This window comes from Candidatus Aminicenantes bacterium (assembly GCA_026393795.1).
Lineage (GTDB): Bacteria > Acidobacteriota > Aminicenantia > UBA2199 > UBA2199 > UBA2199.
This window is the reverse complement of sequence record JAPKZL010000229.1, coordinates 1-12,353: the sequence shown is the minus strand read 5'-3', so window position 1 is coordinate 12,353 and position 12,353 is coordinate 1. Positions and strand designations below refer to the sequence as shown.

Sequence of the window (12,353 nt, the reverse complement as noted above, 5' to 3'; positions counted from 1 at the left end):
GTCTAAAAATTTTTCAGATCTCCTTCCAAGAAGTCAGTATGCCATCTTTGTCAAAGCTGGCGTTTCCGCCTTGAAGATCGGGATACAACCAGATGTCTCCATAATACGCATTAGCGACTATTTTGGGAGGTTCACCGAGAATTTGCTCGACCTCGCTTTTACTCATTCCTTTCTTGAGCAATCTCCAGTTCGCTTTGTCTTTCCACTTATTCGGGGAAGCCGCAACCGGTTTTCCCTGACCCTTCTCCAATTCAAGAATTTTCCCTTCCAGTTTCGCAATCCTTTGTTCCATCTGGGTTATCATTTGTTCAAGCTTTTTAATTTTTTGATTAAGGTCTTCCGGGAAAACGGATGTTGGAAATAATATTGATAAAATCATGAGCAACCCGAGCCATGAGAAAAAACGATTTCTGCTTTCAATCATCAATTTCTCCTTTTTCAATTCCATTTATCATTATCCATCATTATTAATTTTAGCATATTGGCTTAATTTTGTTGATTTGTTGCCAAAATGCTCTTTGTTGATTCTTAGTACACGTTGCCGAAACCGATCTGGATGAGGAAGTTCTTCTCGGCCAAACGGCGCAGGTTGAAGGCGAAATCGAGGCGGATGGGGCCCATGCCGGTGCGGAGCTTGAGTCCGAAGCCCAGGGCGCGCTCCATCTTGTTGAAATTCAGGTCGCTGGACTTGGCGAAGACATTGCCGACGTCGGCGAAAAACGTGTAGTAGAGATCCTGCATGGGGATCAGCAGGCTGGGCACGGTGACCTCCAGGTTGACCAGGAACAGCACGTTGCCGCCTTCGGGTTCGTTTTTGGCCAGGTCGATGGGGCCCAGGCGGTCGGGGCGTGTGCCGCGAAAGGAAAGGGAACCGCCGGCGAAAAAGCGTTCGGTGATCGACATGTCGCCGAAAGCGAAGCCGTTTTTAATGGAGAAGGAAAAAATGCAGTCGTGCAGAAAAGAGTAGTGCTGCTGATAGTTCCAAAAAAATTTGAGGAATGTATAATCCTTTTCGAATAGCGGCAGTCCCAGCTTCATATCAGCGCTGAGAAAAGAGCCGCTGCTGGGATTAATCGGGTTGTTGCGCTTTTCATTGACAAAAGAAAGCGAAAAGGCCGTGGTGTCGAATGATCTGCCAACTTGATCCACGCCAAAGGGGGGGATTTTTAGCTCGGTCAGCTTGGTGCGGTACCATTTGATAGAGCCCAGGAGATACAATTTTTCGGAAAATTTTTTAACGACCGACACGCCCAGTCCCCAGCGGTTGAACTGATAACTGGGATAGGCTTCGTTTTCATCCCAGATTTTAAACGAAGAGGGGATCTTATTGTTGAAAAAATAGGGCGTATCGATGGACAGGATTCCCCGTTGTTCTTTCAAGCCCAACTGCATAGTGAAGTTAAGCGAGGAGATGGAATTGAACAGGTTTTTTTCCTGGTATTCCAGAGTCCCGCGCAGTTCTTCGGCTATTCCCTGCAGCACTTCCAGTATCCCCTGGGATGTGCGTGTTCCGCTTCTTTCCTGCCAACCGAAACCAAAACCGTAAAAACGGCTGCGGTCCGGGATCACTTTGATCAGCACGTCAACAAGGTCTCTTTCTTTGACGATTTTATCCAATTTGATCTGGGAAAAAATCGCACTGTTTTCGATTTCAGTGCGGAATGCATCAATTTTTTCCTTACTGAACGGCTGGCCTGCTTGCAGCGGGAACAGTTTTTTCAGCAGCTTTTTCTGGGAGTTGGAAGCGCCGATGATAATGAATTCCCCCATTTTTTTCATGCGCTTTTCGTCGATTTTGATCAGCAGCGATTTCTGTTCACCGGGGGACAATTCATACGTGACGGCGGCCTCGTCGAAACCGTTGTTCCAGTAAAAATTCTGCAGCCGGTCGATGTCTTCGCTGAACTGCTTCGGCACGTACGGGGAGCCGGTCCGGCTTTTGATCAGCCGGTACAGCTCCGGGCCGGCAAAGGCGTGGTTGCCGCTGAATTCGACATTCTCCACGGTGTATTTCGGACTTTCACTGATGATAAAATCGATATCGGCGCGGTTGGCGTGGAAGCGCGGCTCCAGGCGGATAGCCACCGGCGAAATGCCCTGGTAATAATAGTACAGTTTGAGCACTTCCATGTCGACCAGCAGGGAATTCAGCCGCAGCCAGAAAAGCTTGTTGAAAATCAAGTCGTCGGAATTGATGATCTCCCTGATCGTGGCGTCGCTCAACGCCTGGTTTCCCTGGAAGGTGATTTTCCCCAACTTGAAGCGGCGGTTCTTGCTGGCGGTGAAGACGATGGTCTTTTTATTGCCCTGGGTGGTGATGGCCGAGGTGATCTCGGCATTGAGGAACCCCTTGTTCTTGAGATAGTTCAGCAACCGGGAGCGGCTCTCGGCTTCGGCCCATTTTTCGAAAACCTCCTGCTCCCAGACGCTGGCGATCAGGGACATCTTGGCCGCCATGCCCCGGAACTCGAACATGTACTTGTAGCCGCAGGCGATGTGGATGGTGATGTCCAGCTGCGATCGCTGGGGGTTGAGAAACTCCTCCTGGATTTTTATTTCCGGGTGGTAGTACAGCTGCTGCTTGAGCAATTTTTTCGTCTTGTCGATCCCCCCGGCGAATTCGGCGGCGGTGTAAAAAATGTTTTTCTTGAAGTAGGAGGCGACGGTCTTGGCCAGCTGGCCGTCGTCGACGTTGATGGTCAGCTTGCGGATGCGGGCGATGGGGCCGTAGGCGATGATGAAATGGATGGAGCAGCTATCCTGGCGTTCGTTCAGGCTGACCTGCGGGGATACTTGGGCGCTGAAATAGCCCTTGGCCTTGAACAGGGCTTGCAGCTCGTTCATGGCCTTGGCCATTTTGCTTTCCTCGTACAAGTCGTTTTTGCGCAGCGAATAAAGGGCGTCCTGCAGCTGTCGACTGCCGATCGGATCGGGCGGCGTGAAGCGCAGCGAGCGGATGGTGGGCTTGTTCTGAACGACGAAATACACGTCGATGCTCTTGTCGGGGCTGATTTTGATTCTGGATTCGATGTTGGCGAAGGTGCCGGTCCGGTACAAGTTCTCGATGCTGCTGCGGATATCCTGGTACTTGTACGCGGCGCCGCCGGCCACGCGCAGCAGGGGCCGGTACGGGATCAGGCGCGGATCGTTCGGCTGGTTCTGGTTGAGCAGGAAAACCCGGCCCACCGGATAGCTTTGCCATTCGGCCGCCCCCCATTGCCGCAGCACCAGGAGCAGCAGCATTAGCATGAAGGCCGGGCGCCATCGGTTTTGTCGTCGGCTTTGCCTTTTCATGTTCTTTAGCGCCTCTTGCGCACGCGCAGGTCGATGCTGTAGCGGCCCTCCTCATTTTTCATGTAGATCAGCGAAACGGCCGGGGACAGCTGGTATTGCAGGTAATAAATTTCCTGCCGGGTGGTGGACAGGTTGGTCGAATAGACGATAACCAGGTTTTTAGTGATCGAGGTGCCGATGGTCAAACGCGACGTGTCGTAAGCGGACTGGCTCTTGAGCATGGGGTCGATGCGCAGCAGGTTGATCCCCAACAGACGGTTGGCCCGGTTTTTTATTTCCTTGGCCAGCTCGGTGGTGAGCAGGGCGGTGCTGCCCAGTTGCGAACTGATCTCCTGCGACCCCGATCGCTGGAAAGCCTCTCCCAGGGAGACCAGGGCCAGGATATCCTGCGGCGGCAGGGGCGGCGAGGAGACCAATTCGGGCTTGGCGCTGGACGCGGCCCCCTTGATGTCGAAGCGGATGCGGTAATTCTGGATGAAGGTTTCCGACTCGATGGTGACCAGCGGATCGATGCGCAGGCTGTTGTTGAATACCAGCTTGGCCTTGAGCAGGTTGAAGGAGCGGTCGGAAAAATGGATCTCGCCCTGGTTGCCCTCGTAGGTGCCGATCAGGACGGGGAAAGCGGCCGTGCCGGTCAACTTGAGCTTGAGCTTGCCGTTGATGCGGCCAATGGAGTTGTTGATCTGGATATTGTCGCCGTTCATGGTGATGTCCAGCTGCAGCATCTCGCGCAGCCTGGATCCGGTCGTCGATAATTCCGCCCGCGTGCCGAAAGCGAGCGGCTCATCGATCTCCCGTTGCCAGTTCGCCGAGAGGAACCCCAGCGTCCCGGAAAGGAACAATTTTTTCGCCAGATATCTCAGGGTCAGGTCGGCGTTCAGCTCGCAGGATATGCGGTCCAGGGGATAAAGGCGCATGCTTTTGCCCTGCAGGTTGAAGGTCAGGCCCTGCAGCTGGCCGTGATCGATCTCCAGGTGTCCGTTGCCATCGACCCGGCCGCCGCCCATTTCCCCGCTCAGGGACTGCAGGTTGAATTTCATGCCATCAAAAGTTAGGGTGGCTTGAAAGTTGTCCAGGGAATGGGAGAAATTGGGCAGCGAGAGCGTCTGGCCGGAGAACACGGCCACGCCGCGGCTGCGCAGCCTTCCCCTGTCGTTGGAATAAATTTGCCCGAGCAGGCGCATGGAACCGGAGTTGTTCTTCCAGGGAATCAGCAGGTTGAGGTCGATGAGGTTCAGGTTGAACTGGCCGGTCAGGTGGGAGTCCTGGCGGCTGAGGTCAAACGTCAGCGGCGACGTCCCGGCCGGATTGAGCAACGCACCGCTGCCGCTGGCAATAAAATTGCTAAAATCGGTCCGCACGCTGGCGTTGCCGCTGGCGGAAAATTCGTGGCCCGGTGACGTGCTGAGCCTGGCCGAGCGCCAGGTGATTGCCAGCGGGTCGTGCAGGAATTCGCCGCGGCCATTGACCTCGATATCGGCCAGGCCGTTGAGTTTGTTGCTAATCTGACTGACGTCGATGCCTTCGATGCGGCCGTTGATGGCGAATTTTTTCTGCTCGTAATCAATGGCTGCGGCGGCATCGCGAACGGTCCCCCTCTTGCAGCCGAAGCTCAGCCTGCTCAGGGCGACGCCGTTCAGGTCGGAACTTAGGTCGCTGCTGACCTGGTCGAGCGGAAGGCCCAGAAATTCCAACCGGGGTGCCTGGAACGCGCCCTGCACCAAAGACCTTTCGGGGTTGTGGCGCTTCTGGTAAGTGAAGGCGCCTGTGATTTCGCCGTGCAGCGCCAGATGTTGATTCAATATTTTCAAGATTTTCCCGCCGTCGCCGCGGACATTCTGGAAATGGATGGTGGAGTTGTGATCGACGATTTCCAGTTTCGCCAGCGCCTTCAGGTCGGGAGCCGAGATAGTGAAATCGCCCAGGGCGTGGCCCTGATTGACTTGGACGTCACCCTGCAGCGCTTCGATGGCCTGCTGGTTGGCCAGGAAATCGCGGGCGATGAAATGGCTCCGGCTCTGCTTGTTGCCCGGCCGGTTGGTGATTTCCAGGAAGAAGTTGCCTTGCCCCTGGCTCAGCTTCCAGGGCAGCAGGTTGAAATCCAGATAAAAAGCCGAGTAGGCCGCGACATTCTCCATGTTCTTCAAAACGGCGTTGATCTTCATGTCCAGGGTGTGCTGTTGGGAATCGATCTGGCCGCTGATATCGAGCTGGCCGAGATTCAATTGCAGTTCCCGACCCGAAAAAGTGATCTGTTTTTTTTGTTTATCGCGCTGGAAATCGATGGTCCCCCTAACCACGAAGGGCAGGGTCAACGGCCGGGCCGGGGAGGCATCTAGGTCGACTTTGCCGGTGATGAAGTCCTGGGTAATGGTGATGGCGCTGCGGCGGACGATTCCGGAAAGCGGGGCATCCGTGCCGATGTCCAGGACGTTGGCCAGGTAGGCGGCCGGGATGTCATGGATGGCGACGTCGGTCTCTCCGTGCTTGCTGGTGACCTGCACCCAGCCCCGGCTCAGCGGTGTGTCGAAGGTGGCTTCGAGAGCGAGATCGCTGCTCTGGTCGTTCCAGGTCATATTCCCCGCCAGTTTGGAGCAAAGGCTTTCCTTCATTACACAGGTGGGCGAAGTGAAATCGGCCTTTATTTGGATCCGGTTCCTGGCGTTTTTGACGATTTGGGCGTTGGCGTAGGTCAACCCCTTGACGGTAAGATCATCCAGGAGCGGACGCAGGATATTTTCGGGATCGCCCTGGGCGGAGGTATTCAGATAGAATGACCCGTCCGCCAAGATGCGGCCGTTGATGTTGAAGTGGATATCCCGGGTCTGCCACTGCAACCGGCTGATCTTCCAGATGCCGCCCTGCTGGCGGATTTCACCGTCCAGGTTCCCTTCCAGAGTGAGCGGTTCGTCGTTGAGGGGAAAGATGATCTTCAAATGGGGCGAATCGAGCTTGAAAGCCAGGCCATCGGCCAACGGGCCCGAATGTAAATTGAAATCGAGCAGTTGCAGGGAGGTTTCTCCGTTCTTGAAGCGGATTTCGCCATGGAGGAGATCGATGTGCTTGACGATGAATCCGGATGCGAATGTGCCGCTGCCCGGGTCAATTTTCAGCAGGTTTTCATTGAGCAAAAGAACCGGCTTTTCAATGGCGATATTGACCGATTTCTTTCTGCTGAAAAGAGAGGTGAAGGGCATGGTGAGGGTCACGTTGGCGAACGAGATCAAATTTTCATTCTGGATGGGAAGGTCTTTGATGTTCGTGATTTCCAAGCCCAGGGGGAAGAGGGAAAGCTTCAGGTCGCTGAACTGGATCCTATGCTGGCTGTTGGCGACGATGCTGCGAAAGACATAAAATTTCGCAGCGTAGAAAAGTCCGGTGCAGCTTAAAAGTATAAAAAAAAACCGAAGAGAATATCCTCGACCAGTTCCATGCCGTCGCCGGAAATGTCGTCGACGCGACCGACAAAGGGGGAGACGTAGGTTGCTCCGGCCTTGGCCGCCAGCAGCGCCTGGGAGACGGAAAAAATAAGGGTGACGTTGGTCTTGATGCCGCGTCCGGCCAGGGTTTTGACCACCTGCAGCCCCTCGAGGTTGACCGGCACCTTGATGACCACGTTGGCGGCGATGGCCGCGTACTCTTCGGCTTGGGCGATCATCTCCTTCACCGCGGATGCCGTGACTTCCACGGAAACGGGGCCGGAAATGATGGCAGTGATCTCCTTGATCAGGGGGATGAATTCGCGCTTCTCCTTGGCGATCAGGCTGGGATTGGTGGTGACGCCGTCGATGACGCCGTACTCGATCCCTTTCTTGATTTCAGCGATGTTGGCCGTGTCCAAAAATATTTTCATGCCGTTTCTCCAATGGTCTCTTTCATTATAGCAGAAGGCGAGAAGCAATGAAAGTCATGGGCATGAAAAAAATAGGACCCCGGCCTGCCTTCTCAGGGGAATCGGCAAGCCGGTTCAGATTGCCGGCGGTTATCGGCTACCGTTTTTTGGCCCTGGACGTCGAGCCCGAGCTTGAGTGCGACGAGCTAGACGACGACCCGCCCCAGGAACGGGTCGAGGACGAGACCGAGGCATGGGAAGAATGACTGGAACTGGCGGAAGAACTGCCGGCGAAGCCATAGGCGCGGCCGCGGCCGCTGCTGCCGCTTCCGCTGCCTTGGCTCGAGCTTCTGGCTCTTGCCAAGCTTTCAGAGGCATACCCGGATTGATAGGAATAACTGTTCGACCGATATCCGGAAGCGGCCGCGTTGGCCGTGCTGGATCCGGCATAGCGGGTCGATCTCCTTTCCGCGGTGAAGTCGCCGGCCGCGCTGCCGGCGCTGGCGGTCCGGGATTCATAGGCGCGGTAAGCAGGACGGTTCGCAGCGCCGACGCCGGCGTCATACGGATTCGAATTGCTGGCGATGCCGGTGGCGTGGCTTTTATACCCGGCGGTATTCTCGCTGCGCAGCAGCGCCATGTAGGCAGCTTCGTCCTTTTTCTTCTTGGCTTCCCTGGCTTCGCTCTCGGTGGACGACGAGGATTGGCTGGAGGTCGTCGTCTGGCCGCGCGCTCTGGCCGAGCTATCCGAAGATGACGACTGGGAGGAACTCGAGGAATCGTCGCGCTTCGACTCCTTGGACCGCGCCTTTTCGCCACTGCTGCTGGTGCTGTTGGTCGATTCATGGCTGGTTTTGGTGGAACTCGAATAGCCGCCGCCATAGGTTCTTGAGCCTTTTTCTTCATCTTTTTTGCGGTAGACGCGCGGGGAGTACGGGCTGCCGTCGTTACCGGAATTGTTGTAGCGATACACGGTGGATTTCCCAGCCTCGGCCGCTTCGTTGCTGATCCTGTATTTTTCCTTGGAGATGATACCGTTCTGCTTGTAGGCCACGGTCCTGCCGCGGGCGTTGATGACCGAGACCTGGGCGACGGTCGGGCGTTCGCTGGGGGCGGCTCCGTGGTAAGCGATGAACCTGGAGCTTGTCGGCCCAAAGCTTTCCTTGCGCAGAGCCGCCTGCGCGGCGTTAACGGCCGTGAGTTGGTTTTTACGGATGATGATGGTGGAACGGGAGTAGTAGGGGATGCCGTGGTGGAAATTGTAATTGCGATCCCAGCGGTTGTTCATGATGATCACGGGCCGGTCCCACCAGCTCAGCGGGCACCAACCGTAGTAATCGTCATCCCAGAACCAGGAGACCCAGGCTGGCGACCAGTGGTAGGAAGGGATCCAGTACCAGCCGCCGCCATAGCTCCAGTGCCAGCGTCCGTAGTGGTGGGTGAACCAGCCACACGGGTCATAGGAGGCCCAGACATACCCGTAAAAGGGATTATAGACCCAGCGGCCGTTGCCATAAGGCATCCAGTCGGCGTTGCTGTAGTACGGGGCCCAGACATAGCTGTTGAACTCGGGCATGAAAGTCCAGTGTCCGGAGCGGGACATTTCGTATTCATAGTCCTCGTAGCCGCTCTGCAGGTAGCGGGAGGTACCGTAGCGGGCATACCCCTGTTCGCGGTTCTGGTTTTCGTTCCAGCGGTCAAAATCGTCTTTTTCCGAGGCGTAAAAGTAATACGGTCTTTCCTCGATCTGGCCTCGCGCCATGACGATTTTCTGGTTTTCGCGCACGTTGCGGCTGCCGGCCTGGCCGGCGACTTCGGCGATTCCCTCGATGACGAAGACCTCGGTCAGCGAATTTTCATCGACATTGATCCGGTAGATGCCCTTGTCCAGGAGGAAAATGCCGCAATCGGGGGTTTGTATCTCGATGCCCTTTTCGTTGTCCAGGTTCTCGATGTCGAGGTAGATGGCGCCTTTTTCGACGCGGGCGATCAGATCGGTCCGGCGCAGCTGCGGGACGCCCAGCAGTTGAACCGTGGTGTCCGTGTCCAGGCGCAGGTAGTTCAAGCGGCCCAGGTAAATTCCCAACCGGCCAGCGGTGGTGCCGACGGTGTCTTTTTCAAACACGGGCAGGTTGGGGGTCGCTTCCTCAGAGCCTTCGTCGTAGGAGCGTTGGACGAAACCTTCGCCCTCTATATTCTTGATGCGGACGACCTTGGCGTTGTCGTAATACTTGGCCTCATTTCCGGCGTTTTCAACATCATCGGCCCACGAGATCCCGGCCAATATCATCAGGCATGCAATGGCAACTATTATCTTTTTCATGTTGACCTCCTGTTCTTCTGAATGCAAGTCCCTTGCCAACTTTTTTTGTAAATTTTGTCCTGATTTTATGACACTTGCCGGCAAAAACGCAAATTATAGGACAAGTTCCCGGTTAACGGGCAGGCGGTTGTAAAGGGTGGTCAACCGGCGCAGGCGCTGGCCGATTTCGGGGGCCAATGCTCCCGGCGTCAATTTCCAGCTCCAGTTGCCGGCCCCCTGGCCGGGGGTGTTCATGCGGAAGCGCCCGTCGTAACCGAGAACGTCCTGGGCCGGGAAAATCGCCAAGCCGGCGATCGATTGCATGGCCAGGCGAATGAACTGCCAGTGAAATTCATCGCGGTGCGCCAAGCCCAGGTAATCCAGCACATACTGCTTGGTCTGCGGGCTGGTTTCCTGGCCGTAAAACCAGCCGTTGCTGGTGTTGTTGTCATGGGTCCCGGTGTAGACCAGGCAGTTGTTGCTGGCGAAATTATGCGGCAAATAGGGGTTGTCGCTCCGGCCGTCAAAGGCGAACTGCAGTATCTTCATGCCCGGGAACCCCAGGCCGTCGCGCAGGGCTTCCACCCCCGGGGTAAGCTCGCCCAGGTCCTCGGCGACCAGGGGCAGCCGGCCGAGGTTTTGTTGCAGGCGGTCGAAGAATGCCCGGCCCGGTCCCGGCAGCCATTGGCCCCTGACCGCGGTCGGCTCGCCGGCCGGGATCGCCCAGTAGGTGTCGAAGCCGCGAAAATGGTCGATGCGCAAGACGTCGACCAGCCGCAGCAGGTGGCCGACGCGGGCGGTCCACCACTCCATGGTCGGGGCATGGAGCCTTCCTCCCTCCTGCCAGTGATAGAGGGGATTGCCCCAGCGTTGGCCGGTCGGGCTGAAATAATCGGGAGGGACGCCGGCCACGGCTGCGGGCAGGCCGCTGTTTCTGTCCAGCGTGAATATTTCGGGATGGGACCAGGCGTCGGCGCTCTCGAAATTGACGTAGAAAGGAATGTCGCCGATGATGCGCACCCCGCGCCGGTTGGCATATTCCTTCATTTCCAGCCATTGCTGGAAGAAAACGTACTGCTCGAACTGCCGGAAACGGATGGCTGCGGCCAGCTTTTTCCGCCAGCTTTCCATGGCCGCCGGCTGGCGGCGTGCGATCGCTTCGGGCCAGGCCGGCCACTGCATGGTGTTGAAATGGTCGGCCAGGGCCCGAAACAGGCAATAGTCGTCCAGCCAGTGGCGCTGGTCAAAGCAAAAACCCTCGAAGGCGCTTTTCTCGCCGGCGTCGCGCCGTTCATGAAACTGAGCGGCCGCTTTCGCCAGCAGGGACGCTTTTTGCCCGACGGTTTTATCCAGGTCTGCGAAGTCGCTGTTTTGGCCCTCTTCGCTCTCGCGCAATTGTTCGGCGCTGAGCCAGCCCCGGTCGTGCATTTTTTCCGGATCGATCAGCAGTTCATTGCCGGCCAGGGCCGAGGGTGAAGAGTATGGAGAAAAATTCCAATGGGCGCACACCGGCGCCAATGGCAGGACCTGCCAATAGGACTGGCCGCTGGCCGCCAGAAAATCGCTGAAGGCGGCCGCCTCGCGGCCGAGGGTGCCGCAACCGTATTTCCCGTGCAGGGAGGTGATATGCAGCAGCACGCCGCTGGCTCTTTCCATGGGGGTTCCCTTGTTTTTCTTTACCGCGCCTTCGGCCGGCGAAACCGTTTCCTTATTCAAGTTCTTTTCCTATGTTTTCATTGTAAATGACGGTGCGGTTGCGTCCCGATTCCTTGGCGAAGTACAATGCCTTGTCGGCGCGGTTCAATATTTCCTCCTCGTTCAGCCCATGTTCCGGGAAAGCGGCCAGGCCAAGGGAGATGGTGAGCTTTTTCTGCGGCTGGAATTCGGCGCCGGGGAACACGTGCTTTTCAACGCTTTCCCGCAGCCTCTCGGCGGCCAGGTAAGCGCCGACCTTGTCGGTATGGGGCAGGATGATGACGAACTCGTCGCCGCCGTACTTGGCCAGCAGGTCGCTGGTGCGGAATTTGCTCTTCATGATTGCCCCGATGTCCTTCAGGGTCTCCGAGCCGCGCTGATGACCGTTATGGTCGTTGAAATTTTTGAAGTAATCGACGTCGAACATGATCAGCGCGTAGCTCTGGCTGTGGCGCTGCGCTTTTTTCGTTTCCATTTTGATCAGCTCGAAAAAATGCATCTGGTTGTACAAACCGGTCAGGCCGTCGGAGATGGAGAGCTCCTGGGTCTGCTTCAGCAGCTCCTTGAGCAGGGCTTCATTGGTATGCAGGTTTTTCGAAAGGTAACCGGAAACGAAATAAGTGAAAATGAACATGATGTCGAAGGTCAGCATGGCCATGATCTGCTGGCTGTAGAAAAAAGTTTCGCCTTTTTGCAGCACGGTGATCAGCAGCAGGAGAACGATGACGGTCAGGGTGATGCGGAAGGCCATGTGGTAGTCGGTCAGGAAAGTGGCGATCATGATGTAGACGATGAACATGGCGATGATCGGGCTGTCCAGGCCGCCGGAAAAAAAAACGATCAGGGCAATGGCGACTAGGTCGAAGAAGAGCTGCCTAGAGATAGATGACAGCAACTGATCGTAGCTCACCTGGCGCTCGGTTGATTTTTCCTTCTGGCGGACATCGAGATAAAACAGCAGGTTGACGATGACCGGCAGCAGAAAAACCAGTAGGGCGTTTTGCCAGCTGATCAGCGAGCTCCCGGCCAGGAAATTGTAGGACAGAAAAAAGAGCATGATGAAGACGGGATAAAACATGCGGATGCGGATCAGCCAGTGGTTTTTTTCAAACAAGTGCTTCAGGGCCAGGATCTCCGGTCCCTGCAGCGGGGGTTGTGCCAGCCTGGAATCGATCATGCCCATAAAGTATTTTCTTTTGCGACAAAAGTCAAATATTTTATTGAAGTTGT

The 12,353-nt window shown here is 56.1% G+C and carries 6 protein-coding genes and 1 pseudogene; all 7 read right to left on the bottom strand.

All coding sequences use genetic code 11. The features are described from left to right. Positions 1-13: 13 nt before the first annotated feature. On the bottom strand, positions 14-424 hold the full coding sequence (locus tag NTW95_11540; protein MCX6558037.1) for a hypothetical protein: 411 nt from the start codon (positions 422-424) through the stop codon (positions 14-16). 104 nt (positions 425-528) lie between these two features. Beyond that, entirely contained in the window at positions 529-3,294 is a 2,766-nt protein-coding gene (locus tag NTW95_11535; GenBank protein MCX6558036.1) for a BamA/TamA family outer membrane protein, read from the bottom strand. Positions 3,295-3,299: 5 nt separating this feature from the next. Beyond that, positions 3,300-6,566, bottom strand: coding sequence for a translocation/assembly module TamB domain-containing protein (locus NTW95_11530; GenBank protein MCX6558035.1), 3,267 nt, complete (start codon positions 6,564-6,566; stop codon positions 3,300-3,302). Between the two features lie 140 nt (positions 6,567-6,706). Then, positions 6,707-7,147 (bottom strand): annotated as a pseudogene (locus NTW95_11525) (fructose-6-phosphate aldolase). A gap of 136 nt (positions 7,148-7,283) precedes the next feature. After that, positions 7,284-9,449, bottom strand: a complete 2,166-nt coding sequence (locus NTW95_11520) for a hypothetical protein (protein MCX6558034.1) — start codon at positions 9,447-9,449, stop codon at positions 7,284-7,286. 93 nt (positions 9,450-9,542) lie between these two features. Beyond that, a complete protein-coding gene (gene malQ, locus NTW95_11515; GenBank protein ID MCX6558033.1) occupies positions 9,543-11,084 on the bottom strand; it encodes a 4-alpha-glucanotransferase in 1,542 nt (513 codons plus the stop codon). A 52-nt stretch (positions 11,085-11,136) separates the two neighbouring features. Continuing rightward, positions 11,137-12,353: GGDEF domain-containing protein (locus NTW95_11510; protein ID MCX6558032.1), on the bottom strand; the 1,217-nt coding region annotated here is incomplete at its 5' end.